The 18,991-nt window shown below is 61.6% G+C and carries 22 protein-coding genes and 1 tRNA gene; 16 read left to right on the forward strand and 7 right to left on the reverse strand.

Annotated features, from left to right (window positions below; translation table 11 throughout):
• The first annotated feature begins 196 nt into the window (after window positions 1-196).
• From AC066Y_RS36270 to AC066Y_RS36280, 3 genes are all read left to right on the forward strand, one after another.
• Window positions 197-1,225: an HlyD family secretion protein gene (locus AC066Y_RS36270; RefSeq protein ID WP_478278050.1), complete on the forward strand. Its 1,029-nt coding sequence runs from the start codon at window positions 197-199 to the stop codon at window positions 1,223-1,225.
• Window positions 1,222-2,835, forward strand: coding sequence for a DHA2 family efflux MFS transporter permease subunit (locus AC066Y_RS36275; protein WP_478278051.1), 1,614 nt, complete (start codon window positions 1,222-1,224; stop codon window positions 2,833-2,835). The genes AC066Y_RS36270 and AC066Y_RS36275 overlap by 4 nt, the downstream gene beginning before the upstream one ends.
• 81 nt (window positions 2,836-2,916) lie before the next feature.
• The gene (locus AC066Y_RS36280) at window positions 2,917-4,260 is read left to right on the forward strand and encodes a PQQ-dependent sugar dehydrogenase (protein WP_478278052.1); all 1,344 of its coding nucleotides are present in this window, start codon (window positions 2,917-2,919) and stop codon (window positions 4,258-4,260) included.
• A 121-nt stretch (window positions 4,261-4,381) separates the two neighbouring features.
• On the opposite strand, the gene AC066Y_RS36285 is transcribed toward AC066Y_RS36280, so the two are convergent.
• Window positions 4,382-4,639: a hypothetical protein gene (locus tag AC066Y_RS36285; RefSeq protein WP_092114459.1), complete on the reverse strand. Its 258-nt coding sequence runs from the start codon at window positions 4,637-4,639 to the stop codon at window positions 4,382-4,384.
• A gap of 201 nt (window positions 4,640-4,840) precedes the next feature.
• Here AC066Y_RS36285 and AC066Y_RS36290 point away from each other — a divergent pair, with 201 nt between their 5' ends.
• Window positions 4,841-5,659, forward strand: coding sequence for an aminoglycoside phosphotransferase family protein (locus AC066Y_RS36290; RefSeq protein WP_478278053.1), 819 nt, complete (start codon window positions 4,841-4,843; stop codon window positions 5,657-5,659).
• A 12-nt stretch (window positions 5,660-5,671) separates the two neighbouring features.
• Here the strand turns inward: AC066Y_RS36290 and AC066Y_RS36295 are convergent, their stop codons facing one another.
• Window positions 5,672-5,839, reverse strand: coding sequence for a hypothetical protein (locus tag AC066Y_RS36295; protein WP_176531327.1), 168 nt, complete (start codon window positions 5,837-5,839; stop codon window positions 5,672-5,674).
• 85 nt (window positions 5,840-5,924) lie between these two features.
• The gene (locus AC066Y_RS36300) at window positions 5,925-6,395 is read right to left on the reverse strand and encodes a winged helix-turn-helix transcriptional regulator (RefSeq protein WP_478278054.1); all 471 of its coding nucleotides are present in this window, start codon (window positions 6,393-6,395) and stop codon (window positions 5,925-5,927) included.
• 147 nt (window positions 6,396-6,542) lie between these two features.
• Between AC066Y_RS36300 and AC066Y_RS36305 the strand changes: the two genes are divergently transcribed.
• Window positions 6,543-7,463 (forward strand): alpha/beta fold hydrolase, encoded by a 921-nt coding sequence (locus AC066Y_RS36305; RefSeq protein WP_478278055.1) that lies wholly within the window; start codon window positions 6,543-6,545, stop codon window positions 7,461-7,463.
• Window positions 7,464-7,603: 140 nt separating this feature from the next.
• On the opposite strand, the gene AC066Y_RS36310 is transcribed toward AC066Y_RS36305, so the two are convergent.
• The 4 genes from AC066Y_RS36310 to AC066Y_RS36325 all read right to left on the reverse strand — a co-directional run bounded on the left by AC066Y_RS36310 (window position 7,604) and on the right by AC066Y_RS36325 (window position 10,324).
• Window positions 7,604-7,891, reverse strand: a complete 288-nt coding sequence (locus AC066Y_RS36310; protein WP_249132423.1) for a DUF5658 family protein — start codon at window positions 7,889-7,891, stop codon at window positions 7,604-7,606.
• A 526-nt stretch (window positions 7,892-8,417) separates the two neighbouring features.
• Window positions 8,418-8,507: transfer RNA gene (locus AC066Y_RS36315), tRNA-Ser, on the reverse strand.
• A gap of 72 nt (window positions 8,508-8,579) precedes the next feature.
• Complete coding sequence (locus AC066Y_RS36320; protein ID WP_478278056.1) at window positions 8,580-9,710, reverse strand: site-specific integrase; 1,131 nt, start codon at window positions 9,708-9,710, stop codon at window positions 8,580-8,582.
• A complete protein-coding gene (locus tag AC066Y_RS36325; RefSeq protein WP_478278057.1) occupies window positions 9,707-10,324 on the reverse strand; it encodes a hypothetical protein in 618 nt (205 codons plus the stop codon). The genes AC066Y_RS36320 and AC066Y_RS36325 overlap by 4 nt, the downstream gene beginning before the upstream one ends.
• A 105-nt stretch (window positions 10,325-10,429) precedes the next feature.
• Between AC066Y_RS36325 and AC066Y_RS36330 the strand changes: the two genes are divergently transcribed.
• The 11 genes from AC066Y_RS36330 to AC066Y_RS36380 form a co-directional block, all read left to right on the forward strand.
• Entirely contained in the window at window positions 10,430-10,627 is a 198-nt protein-coding gene (locus AC066Y_RS36330) for a hypothetical protein (protein ID WP_478278058.1), read from the forward strand.
• A 184-nt stretch (window positions 10,628-10,811) separates the two neighbouring features.
• Entirely contained in the window at window positions 10,812-11,030 is a 219-nt protein-coding gene (locus AC066Y_RS36335) for a hypothetical protein (RefSeq protein WP_478278059.1), read from the forward strand.
• The gene (locus AC066Y_RS36340; protein ID WP_478278060.1) at window positions 11,027-11,230 is read left to right on the forward strand and encodes a hypothetical protein; all 204 of its coding nucleotides are present in this window, start codon (window positions 11,027-11,029) and stop codon (window positions 11,228-11,230) included. Before AC066Y_RS36335 ends, AC066Y_RS36340 begins: the two co-directional genes overlap by 4 nt.
• Window positions 11,227-12,585, forward strand: coding sequence for a DUF3631 domain-containing protein (locus AC066Y_RS36345; RefSeq protein WP_478278061.1), 1,359 nt, complete (start codon window positions 11,227-11,229; stop codon window positions 12,583-12,585). The genes AC066Y_RS36340 and AC066Y_RS36345 overlap by 4 nt, the downstream gene beginning before the upstream one ends.
• A gap of 310 nt (window positions 12,586-12,895) precedes the next feature.
• Window positions 12,896-13,279 (forward strand): hypothetical protein, encoded by a 384-nt coding sequence (locus AC066Y_RS36350; protein ID WP_478278062.1) that lies wholly within the window; start codon window positions 12,896-12,898, stop codon window positions 13,277-13,279.
• A 107-nt stretch (window positions 13,280-13,386) separates the two neighbouring features.
• Window positions 13,387-14,391, forward strand: a complete 1,005-nt coding sequence (locus AC066Y_RS36355; protein ID WP_478278063.1) for a hypothetical protein — start codon at window positions 13,387-13,389, stop codon at window positions 14,389-14,391.
• Between the two features lie 554 nt (window positions 14,392-14,945).
• Entirely contained in the window at window positions 14,946-15,386 is a 441-nt protein-coding gene (locus tag AC066Y_RS36360) for a hypothetical protein (RefSeq protein ID WP_478278064.1), read from the forward strand.
• 60 nt (window positions 15,387-15,446) lie between these two features.
• Window positions 15,447-15,830 carry a hypothetical protein gene (locus AC066Y_RS36365; protein ID WP_478278065.1) on the forward strand — a complete coding sequence of 128 codons (384 nt, stop codon included), beginning with the start codon at window positions 15,447-15,449 and terminating at the stop codon, window positions 15,828-15,830.
• A 2-nt stretch (window positions 15,831-15,832) separates the two neighbouring features.
• Window positions 15,833-16,642, forward strand: a complete 810-nt coding sequence (locus tag AC066Y_RS36370; protein ID WP_478278066.1) for a hypothetical protein — start codon at window positions 15,833-15,835, stop codon at window positions 16,640-16,642.
• Window positions 16,642-17,127, forward strand: coding sequence for a hypothetical protein (locus tag AC066Y_RS36375; RefSeq protein WP_478278067.1), 486 nt, complete (start codon window positions 16,642-16,644; stop codon window positions 17,125-17,127). Before AC066Y_RS36370 ends, AC066Y_RS36375 begins: the two co-directional genes overlap by 1 nt.
• A gap of 15 nt (window positions 17,128-17,142) precedes the next feature.
• A partial coding sequence (locus AC066Y_RS36380; RefSeq protein ID WP_478278068.1) for a hypothetical protein occupies window positions 17,143-18,991 on the forward strand: 1,849 nt, incomplete at its 3' end.

Here is an 18,991-nt window from a genome sequence, read left to right on the forward strand (position 1 = left end):
GGAACCAAGCCTCGTACGCAGCGATTAACAAGGGTTGATCGCTTCCGTTCGTAGCTTGAGGTGCTCCGTGGATGCCCAAACTCAACGGCGCGGGCCGTCCGCGGAACAGCCGCGGCACCCTGAGCGCACAGCTGAACAAAAAGCCCGGCCGGATTCCGCTTCCTCGTCGCAGCAGGGCATCGACAACAAGCCGTCGATGCGCGTCCGGCTGCGCGAACACTGGATAATTGCGACGGCCGGCGCCTGTCTGCTGCTGCTCGCGCTCGTCGGTGGCGTGACCTACTGGCTCAACATCCGGCACTATGAATCGACCGATGACGCGTTCGTGGCGGCGCGCAGCTTTGCCGTAGCGACAAGGGTCGGCGGCTATGTCGTCGAGGTTCCCATCACCGACAACCAGCACGTCAATGCCGGTGATCTCCTCGCGAGGATCGACGAACGCGATTACAAGATTGCGGTCGATCAGGCCAGCGCGCAGGTCGCGGTCGCCGAAGCCAATATCGCCAACGTCCAGGCGCAGATCGACAGTCAGCAGGAGCAGATCAAGGAAGCCTGGGCGCAGCAGCAGCAGGCCGAGGCGCAATTGAAGTTCGCGCAGGAGGAGGCGGAGCGCGCCCAAAGCCTCGTCGAGAAGGGCGCAGGCACGGTGCAGCGGCAGCAGCAGACGCGCTCGGATCTCGACGCCCAACGGGCCAATGCCAGCCGCACCAGGACGGCGGTGACCGCGGCCGAGCTCGGCGTCAAGACGCTCGAGGCTCAGCTCAAGAGCAGCAAGGCGTCGCTGGAGCAGGCGCAGGCGCAGCTCGATCAGGCCAAACTTAATCTGCAATATACTCGCATCGTCGCGGCGCAGTCCGGACGCGTCGTCAAACTGAGCGGCGCGGTCGGCACCTATGTCGCGCCGGCGCAGAGCGTCATGATGTTCGTTCCTGACGAGGTCTGGATCACCGCCAACTACAAGGAAACACAACTGACGGACATGCGTCCGGGACAGCCGGTCGAGATCAGGATCGATGCGTATCCGGGGCGCAAGCTCACTGGCCACGTGGCGTCGGTTCAGCCCGGCTCAGGAACCGCGTTCAGCCTGCTGCCGGCAGAGAACGCAACCGGCAATTTCGTCAAGGTCGTGCAGCGCGTTCCCGTGAAGATCGTGGTCGACAACTGGCCTGCGGATGTTCCGGTTGGGCCGGGCATGTCGGTCGTGCCCTGGACCAGGGTGCGATGAGCGACGTTGCTGCAGGCGGCGGCGCGTCCTGGTCGCCGGAGCGTTCGGCTGCCGGTGGACACAATCCCTACCTGATCGCCTTCGTCGTCTCGATCGCGACCTTCATGGAGGTGCTGGACACCACGATCGCCAACGTGGCCTTGCGCCATATCGCGGGCGGCCTGGCCGTCGGTATCGACGAGAGCACCTATGTCATCACCAGCTATCTCGTCGCCAACGCCATCGTGCTGTCGATCTCGGGCTGGCTGTCGACCGTGATCGGCCGCAAGCGCTTCTACATGATCTGCGTCGGCACATTCGCGTTCGCCTCGCTGCTGTGCGGGCTTGCATGGAGTCTGGAGGCGCTGGTCCTGTTCCGGATCATTCAGGGTCTTGGCGGCGGCGGAATGGCGACGAGCGAGCAGGCGATCCTCGCCGACTCCTTTCCACCGGCCAAGCGCGGACAGGCGTTTGCGATCTACGGCGTCGCGGTGGTGGTTGCCCCCGTGATCGGGCCGACGCTCGGCGGCTGGATCACCGACACCTATACCTGGCACTGGATCTTCCTGATCAACGTGCCGATGGGCTTGCTCTCGCTGTTCCTGGTCGGGATGCTGGTCAAGGAGCCATCCGGCGCCGAAGAGGAGCGCAAGGTACTACTGAGGGACGGCCTGCACGTCGACTACATCGGCTTCGTGCTGGTCGCGATCGGGCTCGGTTCGCTTGAATTCGTGCTCGACGAGGGACAGCGCAACGACTGGTTCGGGTCCTACATGATCGTCGGCTTCGCGCTCGCTTCCGCAGTGTCCCTGATTGCGCTGATCCCGTGGGAATTGACGCGAAAGGATCCGATTGTCGACCTCCGCCTGTTGGGACGCCGCCAGTTCGGATCGTGCTTCGTGGTCATGCTGTGCACCGGTGCCGTCCTGATCTCGTCGACCCAGCTCTTGCCGCAGCTGTTGCAGACCGAGCTGAGCTATACCGCACTGCTTGCCGGACTCGCGCTGTCACCCGGTGGCATCGTCACGCTGATCTTGATGCCGGTGGTGGGCAATCTCGTCAGTCGGGTGCAGCCGAAATACTTGATCGCGATCGGCGGCTGCATCGTCGCGTTCTCGATGTGGCACCTGACGGGACTGAATGGCGATATCACCTATGGCTACGCCGCGCTGGCGCGCATCTTCCTCTCAGCGGGACTCCCGTTCCTGTTTCTTCCGGTTACGACGGCGTCTTATGACGGGGTGCCTCCCGACAAGACCAACCAGGCGTCGGCGCTGATCAATGTCGCGCGCAACATCGGAGGATCGATGGGGGTCGCGCTGGCCCAGACCGCGCTGGCCCAACGCCAGCAATTCCACCAGAGCAGGCTCGTCGAGCATGCGGTGCCTTCCGATATCGGGTATCAGCAAACCATCGACACGATGACGCGCTACTTCCAGGCGCAGGGTTCGAATGCGTCAGACGCTGCGTCGCAAGCAATCGCCTGGGTCGGCCAGACCCTGCAGCGGCAGGTCGATCTTCTCGCCTATATCGACGTGTTCTGGATGCTCTCGATCATCGGCCTTGTCATGATCCCGCTTGCACTCATCATCAAGCCGGTCGATCTGACGGCGCCGCCCAAGGGACACTAGCGCAGACGACATTGTGAACGCAGAAGGCGGTCCAACCGCGCTATGAATTGCGCCGCTAAACGGACCTCACGCGAGGAGTATATGCATAGAACAAAACTTGCCGGCGTGAAGCTGCTCGTCGTCTTCGTCACGTCGATCGGCATCACGCGGTCCGGCGCCGAGCCCGTTTTGAAAGGTGCGGAGGCCTTCGGCGACTGGCAGCGCGACAGGCCGGGCACGGTGCGTCTGATCACGCCGCAGGACTTGCCCAAGCCGGGCGCAACGCCCTCCAGCAGCAATTCGTCCCGCGTCGTGTCGCGCCCCGCATCGGCGGTGCCGCAGGCGCCGGCGGGCTTCAAGGTCGAGCTGTTTGCGAGCGGGCTCAGCGGTCCGCGCATCATCCGGACCGCGCCCAATGGCGATATCTTCGTCGTGGAAACCAGCTCCGGCCGCATCCGTGTCCTGCGCGGCGCCGATGGCGCCACCAAGCCGGCGACCAATGAGGTCTACGCAACCGGACTGAACCGACCGTTCGGCATCGCGTTCTTTCCAAACGGCGACAATCCGCAATGGCTCTACGTCGCCAACACCGACAGCGTCGTGCGCTTTGCCTACCGCAACGGCGATCTCAGGGCGTCGGGAAAGCCTGAGAGCATTGTCGCAAACCTTCCTCACGGCTACGGCCATTCGACGCGTGACATCGTGTTCACATCAGACGACAAGCGCATGCTGGTGTCGGTCGGCTCCGCCGGCAATGCGGGCGAGGGGCTAGGCAAGCCTCCCGAAGGTATAGAGGCCTGGAGTCGCGACCATGCACTCGGCGCGGCCTGGGGAGCCGAGACCGATCGCGCCGCTGTGCTGGCCTTCGATCCCGACGGCAAGAACCAAAAACTGTTCGCTACCGGTATCCGCAACTGCGTCGGACTTGCGATCCAGCCTGGAAGCGGCACGCCCTGGTGTTCGACCAACGAGCGCGACGGCCGCGGCGACAATCTCGTGCCCGACTATGTGACGCGTATCCGCGAGGGCGCGTTCTATGGTTGGCCCTGGTACTATATCGGCGCCAACGAAGAACCCGCGCATGCCGGCGCCCGGCCCGATCTCAAGGACAAGGTGACTATTCCCGACGTGCTGTTGCAGGCGCACTCGGCCTCGCTCGGCTTGGCCTTCTACACCGGCAGCAGTTTCCCGGCCGAATATCGCGGCGACGCGTTTGCAGCCGAACACGGCTCGTGGAATCGCGCGAAGCGCACCGGCTACAAGGTCATTCGCATCAGGTTGAAGGACGGGGTGCCGACCGGCGAGTATGAAGATTTCATCACCGGCTTTGTGATCGGCGATAACGAGGTCTGGGGCCGCCCGGTCGGTGTGACCGTGGCGCGCGACGGCGCGCTGCTGGTCTCCGAAGACGGTAACGGCACGATCTGGCGCGTCAGCCGCGACTAGAGCGTTTTCGAGCGAAGTGGACACCGGTTCGCGCGAGGAAAACGCGTCAAAACAAGAATCTAGAGCTTCGGTTCTGATTCAATCAGAACCGAAAATGCTCTAGCCGTTCGGACGGTGGCCGCTACCCCAGTCCGTCCTTGAGGCCGTATTCCTCATAGATGGTCAGGGGATCGGTATCGGGAAACAACCGGCACTTGGCTTGTGCAAGATGCAGCGTGACGGCTCCGGCCTCGCATCTCGCGGTCAGGAGCTTGCGGACGTCCTCCATATGCGCGCGCGGCTGATGCTTCGACGGCAACTGCTCGAGCGCGACCAGCGCGGTGGCCAGAGCTTCCGTGACCACCCAATCGTCGTGTCCGGTAATTCCCTTTCGCGGCATCACCACACCCTCCGTCGCACCGGCTGCGACATTGTAGCGCGAGAAGGGTGGGGGCTGTCATCAGCCAACATGGGCAGGGCGGCCAGGAACCGGTTGGCGCGGGCCCTGCCACGATGCGCCGCGGGGAACCAGCGTGGCAGCGCGCGCAGGCAATGCTTAGAACGACGGTTGCGTCCCTTCATCACCCAGTCAGGCCGCCCGATGTTCGAACCCTATCTCTCGGCCTGGAGCCTCGTCCCCGACGGCGATCCGATCGTGACGCACGCCGCACGGTTGCTCCCGGTGCGGCGGCTCGGCGAACCGGCGATGCTCAAGCTCTCGAACGAGCCGGACGAGCGCCTCGGCGCGATCGTCATGGAATGGTGGGATGGCGACGGTGCGGCGCGCGTCCTTGCCCGTGACGGCGAGGCGCTGCTGCTCGAACGGGCGATGGGTTCGGCGTCGCTCAGCGACATGGCGCGAACCGGCCGGGACGATGAGGCCTGCAGGATTCTCTGTGCAACGGCCGATCGGCTTCACGCCCGGCGGGCGAAATCGCGGCCGGACCTGACGCCACTGAAAGACTGGTTTCGCGAGCTGTGGCCGGCGGCGAGGGCGCACGGCGGCATCCTGAACCGATCGGCCGGCGTCGCCGAAGCGCTGCTCGGCGATCAGCGCGAGATCGTGGTGCTGCACGGCGATCTGCACCATGACAATGTGCTCGACTTCGGCGCGCGCGGCTGGCTTGCGATCGATCCCAAGCATCTCGTCGGCGAGCGTGGCTACGACTTCGCCAACATCTTCACCAATTCGGATCTTGCCGATCCGGCACGGCCGGTTGCGACCGAACCCGGACGTTTTGCGCGGCGTCTCGACATCGTCGTGGAAACAGCAAAGCTGGATCGCCGTCGCTTGCTGTCATGGATCGTCGCCTGGACCGGCTTGTCGGCAGCGTGGTTCCTCGGCGATGACGATCCGCTCGCCGAAATCGACTTGCAGATTGCAAACCTTGCCGCCGCTGAGCTCGACCGGATGGCGTAGGGCGCGCAGCGACTACGCTGCGGCGGCGCTGGCTCCGCTCAGCGACACACTCAAGATCCGCCATTTCGATATGTCGAAGAAGTAGGCGGCCTTGATGCGCGCGGAAGCGGGATCCGGCGCCTGAATCGCCGTGTGGAATTTCCGCTCCCCATCGCTCAGCGAAATCCGGAATGTCTGCATTGGTCGAACCTCCACGCGCGGATGCTGCGGCAAGGAGGGTTAAGATCCGGTTGCTGGCAGCGGTCCAGCGTGGCGCACGCGCCTCTCACGCGCTGCCGTTCCCGTGTGAAGCCCGCGGCAGCCGCACCATGGTGTCTTCTGCACCAACGACGCGTCCGTCCTGCGCTCTCAGCTCGAGGCGGCGCACCGGCAGTCCATTCTTTCGATCAACCAGCAGTACATGCGCTTCGTCGGGCTCGAAGAAGAAATCCTCACCCCACTGCCGGAGCGCGACAAGGAGCGGGAACAGCCCGCGTCCCTTTTCGGTCAGCACATATTCCTGATACGGGCTGCCGTCCGCTGCAGGCACGGTCTCCATGATTCCGTGCGCCAGCAGATTGCGGAGCCGGGCGGAGAGGATGTTCTTGGCAAGCCCGAGGCTCTTCTGAAATTCGCCGAACCGGCGCAGCCCGTCGAATGCATCGCGGACGATCAACAGCGACCACCAGTCTCCGATCGCATCCAGCGGCCGGGCCACGCCGCACATCGAGTCCCTGTGGCTCACTCGCTTCGCCATCGTGGTCCGCCTGACGCTCCTCAATCCATATTCTGATCGGTGCGCGGCCCGAAAGACCGCCCCGTCGGGGTCTGGATATATCGGTTGCAAAGTAAAACCACAAGCGGTACGCGACGGTTTCAATCTAAAACCACCAGAGGCCAAGCCATGATCCAGTCCGACGCCACCTTCGACGGCACCTTTCCGTTCACGCCGCATTTCAGCGCGGCTCCAGGTTTCCGGATGCATTATGTCGACGAAGGCCCGCGGGACGGCGAGGTGGTGCTCTGCCTCCATGGCGAACCGACCTGGGGCTATCTGTTTCGCCATCTGGTGCCGGCCCTCAGCGCGACGCAGCGCGTGGTCGTTCCGGATCACATGGGGTTCGGCAAGAGCGCAACCCCGGCGCAGCGCAGCTATTGGCTGCAGGACCATGTCGACAATCTCGAAACGTTGGTCCTTGCGCTCGATCTGACCGACATCACGCTCGTCATGCATGACTTCGGCGGCCCCGTCGGCATGGGGTTCGCGGCCAGGCATCCGGATCGCATCCGCCGCATCATCTCGGCCAACGGGCCGACGCCGTTCGGGCAGAGCGATCTGTTCGAGCGCGTCACCGCCAATGCGCTGGCTTCGCCGTGGTTTCAATGGATCGCAAAGGCCGAGGCGAACGGCGAGCTCGAGCCGGTTCTCGGCCAACTCGGTTTCAACATCCTGAGCACGCTCAAGCTCAATGGTTTCGAGAACAACGCCGTCATCACCGACGCCTGGCTCGCCGCCTACGGCGCACCCTTCGCACGCCCGGCCGACTGCCTCGGCGCGATCGGATGGGCCAGGGGCTTTGCGACCGGTGCGCACAGGTTCGACGCGCCGGATCCCGCCGCCGACCGCGCGATCCGCAGCAGGCCGGCGCTCGCCATCTGGGGCGAGGCGGACCGCACGCTGCACGCAGAGCATTTTCTGCCGTTGTTTTCCGCGATCTTCCCGGCGGCACCGGTCAGGCGTCTTGCCGGCGTCGGGCATTATTGTCTTGAGGATGCCCCGGAGGAAATCGGCGGCCTGATCGCGGAGTTCATCCGGCAGACCTGACTGGGTGCCCGATCGCCTGCGCGGGGCAGGGCAGCAATGGCGCTGGTTAGGCGGCAGAAGGTTCGGGCTTTGATCGGGTCATGCCTGCTCGCAGCAAACGAGCAGGACGCTCACGTCACCATATCTGAACTAGTGTGGGTTCAGCTCGCGCCCGCGATAATGACGAGATTGTTGATGACAGGCGTTGAGCAAAACGCCACCACGAGGGCGATCCTGGAAAGGCTCTGGCTGCGCCAAAGCAACGCGATGACGAGGAACGTCAAACCCAATTTCGGGATCAGCCACCAGGCGCCGAACCAAGTCTGCGCCATCTCCATGAACGGGTTAGCCTCGCCGAACCCGAGCTCCAAGATCCTGTTGGTGGTCGCGAGGTCGGCGCATCCAAGGAGCAGCACGGAGAGCAGCAGCAGTGCCTTGACCCAATTCATGTCAGCCTCTTGGTGCCGAGCGCCAGCCTGGCAATGATCCTATTATTTGAGCTGATTCGTTAATTGTCTGTTCCGGCGGGAGATTTCAACCGCGGCACCAAGATGGGCTCCCAGCCAGTCAGCATACCGCTGCTCCGGTTACCCCTCTTGCATTTGCTCTAAATGACACCAACGACCCTGATCGTCACAGGCTCGGCTCTCGCAAATCGTCTCCTTGCGTAGCCGATCAGTGGGGACTCGATCGTGCGCCAGGTGATCTCCGCCAAGAGGCAGACAACGGAAGTGCAGGGCCACCGGCAAGCGGACGGCCGAAGTCAAAGAACACGTCGTAGACGAGCATATGGAATAGATGGAGCGAATAGCATCTGCGTCCCGGCCATATGATCGGACGGAGCAGTTCCGTCCGTTCCATGTTGGCGCCCAACCGCACAATTGCGCAGCATGCCAACGCTGCGAGTGAGAGAAAGCCGAAGGGTTTAACCATGACGGCATACGCCACGTCGCAAAGCGGCGGCACGCCGTGATCTGGCGGAAGGGGTGGGATTCGAACCCACGGTACCCTTGCGGGCACGCCGGTTTTCAAGACCGGTGCCTTAAACCACTCGGCCACCCTTCCAAACCAACAATTTCAAGTGCTTAGCGGTAGGCTCGGAGAGAACGAACCGCGAAATTGGCACCCGATTGGCACCTAACGTGCCAGCGCCGCATTAATCGCCGCTGCCGCCTTGCCGTCGTCGTTCCTAAACAAGTGGGCGTAGACGCGCAAGGTGATGTCCGGCTTTGCATGGCCGAGACGTTTTGAGATGGTGACGATGTCCACGCCAGCATCGATCAACTGGGATGCGTGGGTGTGTCGGAGATTGTGGAACCCCATGTCGGGCTGGAAGTCGCTCCAGGCCTTGCTGTAACGCTTCTGGGAAGGCAGAGCGCCATCTAGGCTGGCAAATAGCAGCGCATCGTCAGGAAGCTTTCCGGCGCCCAGCTTGAGCCGCAGCTCGAGGTGCTCTTTGCGAAAGTCGCGGAGGGTATCGACCAGGAGATCGGGCAGGGTGATGTCGCGCCGGCCGGCCTTGGTCTTCGGAGCCTTGAGACGGATGCCGTGGGCCTTGGTCTCCTCGATCGCCTCCCGGACCTCGATGATCTTTTTGTCGAGATCCAGCCGGCCCCAGCGGAGGCCGAGCACCTCGCCAAGGCGCATGCCGGTGAACAGTGAGACCATAGCCGGGACGAAAAGGCGGTGCCCGCGCAATGTTTCGATGAACGCCGGGACATCTCGGACGATTACCATTTCCTCGTCATCGACCTTCGGCGCCGACTCGATGGCGGCCACGTTCTTGATGACAAGCTCGTTCTTAGTGGCGTCGCGCAGCGCCTTTCCCAGAACACGGTGAGCATGGCCGATCGTCCGCGGTGCGATGCCTCCCTTACCGTCGGCTCGGCCGCCATTGCGGAGCGTGGTGTGCCATTCCTCGATGTCGAGGGCCCGGAGCTTTTGCAGCTGCTTCAGTCCGATGTGCGGGGCTATCTGATTTTCGGTCAATTCCCTGTAGCGCTCAGCCGTTCGCGCGCTGATCTCGCCCGAGGCTTCCCAATGGTCGACGCGACCGCGCACCCATTCGGCGACCGTGATCTTGTTCGGCTCGACGTAGTTTGCCTGGCTGACTGATGCGATCAATTCGGCGAGCTTGACCTGTGCCTGCCGTTTGGTCCCGCGGAAGGTATGGAATTGAGTTTTGCGTTTTCCGGTTTTGTCATCGCGGCCGGCATCGAACTTGAGGCGCCATGAATCCTTGCCGCGCTGCTGGATGTGTCCCTTCATGACTTTTCCCCCTCGTCTTTGACCAAGGCCTTCCGAACGTTGGCCCATGTGTAGGAACCAAGCGACATCGCTGCGATCGCTTCTTTTGAAAGTGGCCGTCCATGTCGCTCCAAAATCAGGGCATCGACTTCCGCGGGACTTCGCGCGGTAGAGGCTTGAAGTCCATTCCAGAGTTCGCGGACGATTGCTTCAGCTTGGTGTTCGGGAGATCGGCCAACGAGTGGCCCTTCGATCGAAGCGTCAATTTTTCCGGGCGGCTTCAAGCGATCGAGGAATTTCTCCACGGCAATTCGGAACGTCTCAAAAATCGTCGGGTCGGTATTCCACTCGCAGACCTTGCCATCCTCCGTGGTGGACTTGGCTTGGCCGGCAATTGCTTGAATGACAAACGCCAAAGCGCGCACTGGATCATCGATATCTCTGTATCTCCGTGCGCGCAGACCCTCTGAAAGTAGAACCTCAGCAAGCCGCGAAACGTTGATCCCGCTGCTCTCCGCTTCTGCATCCAACTGACCGCGTGTCTCCGCGCTGATCCTGGTCGAGAAGGTCGAGATTGCCTTGACGCTCGGCTTGCGGCCGCCTCCCGGTCGCCTTTTCCTTGGCGGAGTTGGCATGGAAATCTCCTTATTTTGCCTTAAGAACTTATGCACACCTTATGGCACGAAACGGCAAATCACAATACATTTTATCCCGGTAGCCAACGAAAAGGGATTTTCTAAATGACAACGGATGAGATCAAGGAGTTGCTGGGTCGCCCGACCATTACTCCGGCTCAGCTCATTGCTTCGGGCATTCTGCCGCTGAAGCGGAACGGCATCTACGATGCCATCAAACGCGGCGAGATCGATGTCATCGACTTGGGGCACAAGAAGGCGGTGGTGACGGCACCGCTGCGCAAGAAGTTGGGGCTCGACTAATGCCCAGCAAAAACCCCGCCACAAGGGGCGGGGCTGTGTTTGTCGGTGATCTGCTTGGCGGCGATCTCGGGCAAACTACAGCCAGCCCTCAACTCTTGCAAGCGTCGCGCATCATGTCGCGCTTCGCCATGCCCGTCGCGACTGCCCTTGTCCTGGCCGAACTGGCCTATTCCGGAGGCCGGTCGTGAGCACCGAAATCAATCGCATCATCTCCGAGGTCGTCGGCGGCTCCGTGTCCATCGCGGCCGTGCGTGATCCGAGTGACGGCTCGCTTCGATTTGCCGTGACGTACAAATCGCGCGCCACGTTCTGGATGTCGCGCGCACGCTTCCCTGAAAGCCATATGGCGGAAGCCGCAGCGATCGCGCTCGGCGAGTTCCTGTCCGCGAAGGTGCTGCTATGACCACCAACAATCGGCAATTTGTTCTCGCATCTATTCGCTGCGCAGCGGTTCGCGTTCAGTTGGTGCGCGAAGAGTTCATAATGATCGGTACGGCGTTGTCACACGAGTTGATCTCGCCGGAGATGGCGATCCAGTGGTGCGATGAGGTTGCGCCGGGATGCCTCGACGTCGTGTCGCAATCAATGGCGGAGGTGGCATGATGGATATCAACACCGCAAGCAATGCCGAACTGGATCAGCTTGTAGTCGACGTCGATGCGCGTCGAGGTGCGCGCGTTCTGGACCGCATCTATCATTACCTTGGTCGGTTCGTCAGCTACCCCAATGAGGCTGCGCACGTCGCCCACGCTCTCTGGATTGTCCACACTCACGCAATGCATCTGTGGGACACAACACCTCGGCTCGCGTTTCTATCGGCAGAGAAGGGCAGTGGAAAAACAAGAGCGCAGGAGGTTACCGAACAACTCGTTCCGGATCCGGTTCTGTGCGTCAACGCGACCGCAAACTATCTATTTCGCAAAGTCGCAAGCGAAGAGGGTGCCCCAACCGTCCTGCTCGACGAGGCTGATACGATTTATGGGCCGAAGGCGAAAGGCGACGAGGATCTGCGCGGCTGGCTGAATGCTGGTTACCGCAAGGGCGCGGTCGCCGGACGCTGCGTAATCCGCGGCAAGTCGATCGAAACCGAAGAGCTATCCGCATATTGTGCGGTCGCGTTGGCCGGCATCGGGAATCTGCCCGACACCGTGATGTCGCGTTCGATTGTCATCTCAATGAGGCGCAGACACTCGGGCGAAAAAGTTGAACCCTTCCGTCGCCGAATTCACGGGCCGCAGGCCGACCCGATCAAAGCGGAGATCGAGGCGTGGACGGCATCATGGCCGGAGAGGGTGGAACGTTGGCCGGCAATGCCGGATCAGATCGTCGACCGTGATGCTGACACCTGGGAGGCGCTCGTCACCATTGCCGACTTCGCCGGTGAGGATTGGCCGGTTCGCGTCCGTGACGCCGCTGTGACGCTGGTGACGGCTTCCAAGGAGCAGATCCAGAGCTTGAGTGTCCAGCTTTTGGTCGATCTGAAGGAGATTTTCGGTGACGCCGAGCAGCTGCAGACCGAAACTATTATCGAGCGTTTAATCGCGCGCGCCGAAAGTCCTTGGGCGAATTTGCCCAGGACGCACAAGCCGTTGGATGCAACAGCGCTTGCGAGGATGCTGAAGAAATACGAGGTGGGCCCCCGCCAGCTTTGGTTCGGTGCAAAGCAGCTCCGCGGCTACACCGCGGCAGAGCTTCGTGATCCATGGCTGCGGTACCTGCCCGCCATTCCTGAAAAGCCCGTCACATCCGTAACACCCGTCACAAAGCTGCATTCCGTGACGCCCGTGACGGGTGTGACACGTCCTGACGGGATGAAAGGCGAGACATGCCACCAATGCGGAGGTCCGGGCGATATCGTCGACGTGATCCGCGACGGGACGGCGGCAAAGCTTCACCGTAGCTGCATTGACGCATGGACGCAGGCTTTTGATGCACAGCAGGCGGGGGAGGGCGCGTGAGCCGCGGTTTGGGAAAATGGCAGCGCCTTATTCTCGGAACGATTACTGCGGATCGGCCGGCGGTCTGGTTTCGTGACCTCCTGCCTCGACCGTGCTCTGCATCGGCATACCAGGCCCTGTACCGTGCCGCCCATGTGCTCGCGCGCGGCGGAAAAATCTGCATCTGGTCGGGATGCTTTCTGCGCAGCGAGCTGGTCCTCGCATTGCCCGGCCACGATGCGAAGCGGCGTGATCTCGTTCCACGAGTAAGTGTTGAGTCACTTCTCTCGGAGAACCAATTCAACACTTACAAGACGGGAGACGGCCCACCATGACCGCCGCTCATCCTGAGGCGCACCGCGACGCAAACGGTCTGGAGAGGATCGCAGCCGACCTCAACCGAATGGCTGCAAAGCTTACAAATCTGTCGCAGGGCGTCCGCGATTGGTTGGATGAACTCGAAAGCGGCGAGGTTCTGAGCACGCGTGCAGCATCCACAATCGCTAGTGTTTCAGACCAAACAATACGATCGTGGGCGCTCGAGTGCCACGCGGCCGGAAAGCCGATCGGCGCGCGCGTTGTTGGCGATGGCACGAGGGACACTTGGCTGATCTCGCTGCAGCGATTGTTGCGAGAGATCGAATATCGAAAAGGCGCCGCCGCCCGCACGCAAGCTGAACTTCGCGCCGCGAATTTGGCTCAAGCCAAAAAATAGGCCGACGAAAGCCTCGCTTCTTGGCTTTAGCCAAAAAGGGACCGGCGACATGCGGTCGGCGAGCAGATTAGTTTGGATTCGGCACAGACCACAGACCGGAATACCAAATGAAACTGTCCTTCACCAACAAGCAGAGCGAACTTTCTCGACTTGAGGCCGAAGTCCAGCAGATCGACCGTCAGCGTGAGCGGATCGAAACGAAGCTCGCCGCGGCTCGCGTTGAATACAACAGCTCGATGGCAGACCGCCTTGCCATCTACACGGATGGTGGACGCAATGATCCGAACCTAGAGGAGCGCGCACAACAGCGCGTTGATGCTGCGCGATCTGCCGTCGAAGGGCTGTCAATTGCAGCCAAACAGCTCGAGGCCGATCTGGCCGAGGCCCGCGACCGATTGGGGGCAGAGAAGGAACGCAGCGAGAGAGAGACCGCGCGCGCGACCGTCGTGGCAAAACGCGATGCGGCGGCGGCTCTCATGCGCAAGGAGTTGCCCGCCATGATCAACATGGCGCGACGCATGCTCAAGGCGAAGGCGGAAGCTGACCTTGCCGTCATCGAGTACAACGCGAGCGTCAAGCGCGAAGAGCAAATTCCATCGCTGGACGAGGAGGTGCTTTGCTCGCCGACCATTCCCGAACGGGAAATCGAGCGCGTCCGGGAGGTTCACTGGATCAACGGGCACGGCGGCGACCCGTATCCGGATGAGCTGGCAAAACAGATTCAGGAACAGTCAGACGGCACAGGCTTGCTCGTCAGAAAGTATCCTCACAACCATCCATTTTTCGGCCAGCGAGTGGACAAGCTTACCCAACGTCGCGTGTACGATCGCATCACGTTCACGCCGGCTGTGCGTGGCCGGGGCCCCCTCGGCGCGCTCGCCGAGATCCTGAGCGTGCCCGGCCTGGGAGGCGAAATCGGCTGGCGGCCGATCACCGGTGGCCCCAGCGCCGTGCTCGCAGCGGTCGCTCGTCTTGAGGAGGGCAGTGCGCAGCCGGCACGGAAGCTCGCGGCGGAGACTGTCCTCAAACCTGTCTCGCCAATCCTCAATAGCAGATCGGAATTGCTCGCATGGGAGCGGAAGCAAGCCGGTATTGCGGACGCGGCGGAGTGATTCGCATGGGCGATCGGCCGAAAAATAATAGACCGGCAGCGGGTCCCCGATCTGATCGGGACCATTCTCCGCATGACATTCGCAGCGGGAAGACGCTCGCACAACGGTTGGCGCGTCGACAGGCAGCGCTTGCCAGATCTCTGGACTACTTCCGCGCGGGTTGCGGGTCACACAAAGAGAGGCGGCGACATGCGGGTTGAACGGAACACCAGCCGAGGCTGGTTGCGTGGCGAGGCGCAAGCAAAGCGGATCAGCGCCAAGCTCGCCGAGAAGCTCATCACCACCAACCGAGATCAGACCGTTTACGTGCTGGTCCACCAGCGCGGGCTATCCCTTGCCGCCGCGGTGACCACGAAGCCCGCAGTCCGCGCACCAGTCCCGACCCGCGCGCGGAAACGGCAGGCGACAGCGCCGCTCGCACCGAAGCCGAAGGCACCAGCGGCAACGAATCCTATCAACCGACAAGCAGCCACCACCTCGAGATGGAAGCAGGCTCACGCTCGAGCGCGAGAGGCCAGCAAGTCGTTCATGCAGCGAAAATAAGGAAAGGTCCAATGTCGGCCAAGCACATCCGATTTACCCCAGGATCGTCCATCATTCGCACGGCCGATGGTCGGCTATCCCCCGACCGCCACCGAGTATTGCAGGACGGCGAATCCCTCATCAGCGCGCCACGCATAGCCGGCAATGGCCGATGGGATGTCTGGGATCCCCACTTCGCGAATGTCATCGTTGTTACGGACGAGGACTTCTTCCGCAGTCTCCCTGACCAAACTCGATTGGTTTTCGTCCACGGTGCGATGGGCAGTATTCCCGATGACGAGCGGACGATCGGCTACTTCGACATCCCGACCGGCATCAGCATCAGCTTCGAAGAGGGCCCCGGCGTTGAGATCGAACTGCCCAATGGCCCCGTAGCAGCTGCGCCCTACGTTCTCACGAAGCTCGGTCCAAGCAAATGGAAACTCACCGGGTCCTTCCCGGCCAAAAACTAATGCGGGACAGCTATGCGTTCGACATCGCTAGCGTCAGACCTCCAAATTGATCGAACACCCATGAGCGATACGGCATCCGCGGTTTCACTTAGTGCGCTGGCGAAGATCCTTCAGCGGTCGAAATCTGGCCTCTGGTGGCTGGAGAAGACCGGCCACATCAAGCGGAATTCGCAGGGGAAATTCGACATCGCCGAGGTCCAGCGCGCGATCGCCGAGACCGTTGATCAGACCAAGGCGAACCGCCGAAAGGTTCGCACTCCCGTTCGAACGATGGGTGTTCGAATGCTCGCAGAAGATTGTTCGAACGACGATGACGAGCGCGAGGTCTTCGTCGATGACAGGTGGATCCCGCTCAAAGAGGCGAAGGCCATGCGCGATCGGTATCTGCGCGCGCTGGCTGAGCTGAACGAACGGAAAGCAGCGAAACCATCGGGGAAAATTTGAACATGGTGATCATCGGCTTTTCTCGCAAATTTGGCAGTGCTGACGCGGCCGAAACGACGGCCTTTCTCGCGCGGACCTCTGGCCTCGATACGACGCACACCAACGCCTACAAGGCCCTGATCAATGGCCTGGTGTCCGATGGCGTGTTCTCAAAACTCGACGTGCTGCACGTCTACGCCACGCAGGACAGCACCACCGCGCTGCTGAACCTGATTTCGTCCAGCTTCAACGGGACTTCCCACGGCTCGCCGACGTTCACGGCTGATCGTGGGTTCACTGGCGTCGATGGCAGCTCGACCGTTTACATCGATACGGGCTTCAATCCGGCCACAGCCTCATCACCCCAGTTTTCGCAGAACTTAGCGCATCTTGGGGTGTGGAACGTCGTTGGCACGGCACACAGTGGCCCTGAATTTGGCTCGTCAAACGGTAGCGTCGATACGCAGGTTTATGGACAGTATAGCGGCGATAGTCGCTTTTATTATCGCCTCAATTGCGGGCATAACCTCGGTATTCTCTCAAGCGTCCAAACGTCCAACAGCGCGAACGGACTTTTGCTAGCTAATCGTTCAGGCTCGAACGCGACGCAGGGTTACAAAAACACTTCGCAGCTAACGACAGGAAGCGGTGACGGTTCGAACGCTCCACCAAACCTCAATCTCTATGCTCTTGGTATCAATAGCAGCGGCACGGCATCGGGCGCCGGTTATCAGCAGGCGATGATAAGCATCGGCTCATCGTTGAGTTCGACCGACGTGACGAATTTCTACGATCGCCTGCGCACCTACATGACTGCGGTCGGGGTGCCGTGATGACCACGAAGGATGAAGCCGTCGGCTGGGACTTTGGCCTGAGTTGCATTTTGACCACGGCCGGCGAGTTTGATTTCGATCGCTGGCGCCAGCTCCAGCCGGGCGAAAGTCTCATCCGTATCCCGGCTTTGCGAGGCCAACCGGTGTTGCCGTCAGAGGGAAGCCTGGCGGAGTTCAATGGCGTCTGCCGGATCATGATCTATGGCGGCGCGCCATTTGACCAGCTGCCGATCGGCACGAAGTTAATTTTCTCGACATTGGCCCTCGCCGATGCCAGCCAGCTGCCCGGTGTCGATCGAAAAACATTGATCATGGGATTGCCCCCCACGACGCCGTTCGACTTCGTGGCGGCCGACGATGGTGTGACGATCACGCCCGCTGCCGGCAAGACGTTGGCAACGGATTACCCCTGGATCAGCGTCATGCTTACTAAGACCGACACGGCCACGTGGACCGCAAGCGGCGACTTCGCGCCGAGCAGCTAAAAAGGAAACGACAAAATGGTCGCTCGAATAGTTCAAAGAATCTCGCTTGAAGGCGCAGAAGATGTGCAGGCCAAACTTCGAAAAACTGGCGAAGTGGGCGCGAAAGCGCTGGCTGCGACCAATCGGACGATCCAGGATTCGAACTCGGGCCTGGGAAAATACGGCGAGGTGTTTGCCGGCCTCACTGGGAAGACCGAGGGGAGCCGTGAATCCATCGAGCGCGTCAAGCGGTTGGTGGAAACCATCAAGCCGGCGGCCGAACGCGCCGGGCTCGAGCTTGGGGGCATCCGCGAGTGGGGCACGATCGGGCGCGGGGGCGTTGTCGCACTGGCGGCGGCCATCACCGGCACGCTTGTCACGGCTATGGAGAAGGCCGGCGACACCGCGCGATCACAGGCTCAGCGACTGGGCGCCTTCGCGGGCTCAGCACAGAAGGGCATCGAAACATATCAGGAGCTGCAAAAAACCGCGCAGGAATTGAAATTGCCGACGGCCGGCCTGGCCGCTCCCTTCGAGCAAATCACGCGCACCAATCAACGTTTCGGCAACCAGCTTTCCGGCGGACAACAGTTCGATGCACTGAAATCCTTGTTCGTCGGTGCAGAAGCCGATCGCGTCGACGAGGAGCAGGCCGGGCCCGCGATCAAGACGTTCCTGGCCGGACTGCAGGACACGGGCCGCCTCACGCCGGAGTTGGCCAAGGGGTTTTCGGACGTTCTGCCAACCCTGATGAAGCGGCTGTTGCAGGATCTGCAGAGCAGACTTCCCAATGCGACTGCCTATTCCGCGCCAGAGGCGTTGAAGTCGCTCGGCAATATCCTCCCAACGCTTGAGGAGGATCAACGGTCTACTCAGTCGACTTTCGGCACCAGCATCGGGCAGTCGCTCTCGCATCTCAAGGCCGAAGCGTCGAAGCTGGGCGAGGCGCTCAATGGATCGCAGATCGTCTCAACGACGCTGGAGGGCGCCGCCAAGTTCGTGGGGGCGACGGCCGAAGGAATTAAAAAGCTAAAGGAGGCGAGACATGAAAGCGACCTCAAGGATGGCTTGAAGCCGAATCCTGCTGCCGTTGCCGCAACCAGTCGATATCGAAGCCCTGGCGATGTGCCGCTTTCTCCTGATGAGCTTGGGACGCCGGGCATCGTTCTTGATCGACTGAGCAAGGTCCAGGGAGGAGAGGGCGATCAGGTCGTAGCTGACAATCTCGATAAGGCGGCCGGATCCGCAGAAAATCTCTCTGGCGCATTGGACAAAACCACAGCGAGCGCAGAAGGCGCACAGGCCGTTTTTGATCGAGATCGCGCGCTGAATTTGGACAAAGCGCTCAGCGCTGCCGGATCAAAGCTGGCGACTGAGCAGGCTAGGATCGATGACAAGTTTAAGGCGGACGAGGTCGACATCCAGGTTGGTCGCGATCGGCTCGCAATTGAGAACGCCAAGATCACCCGCCAACAGGCGCAGATCGGACTGACGGACGCGGCAAAGACGAAGCAGGCCGCCGCGCTGGCGCCAGAGACCGCGCGCGAGAATGTCGAAGATGCGCACGTCACCGAGAACAGGGCGCGGCTGGCCTTCCTGCAAAGCGCTGGTGTCGACACGGAAGGATCAGTCGATGAGGCGCGGGTTCTGCAGGACCAGCAGCTGGCCGCCAGTCGAGCCTATGACCGGGCGATCACCGCGTCGAAGCGGGCCGAGATCGAAAGCAAATATGCCTATCTTGAACCGCAAAAGGCCGAACTAGCCCGTCTTATTCGTCAGAGGCGCCTGAGAGGCTGGCGAGCGTGGTGTAAAGCGCTGATGCGGCGTAGGATTCGGTTGCAAAGCCAACCCCATCACCTTCAGCCGCGAACACCACGCCCGCCAT

This window comes from Bradyrhizobium sp. USDA3010, from assembly GCF_056429065.1.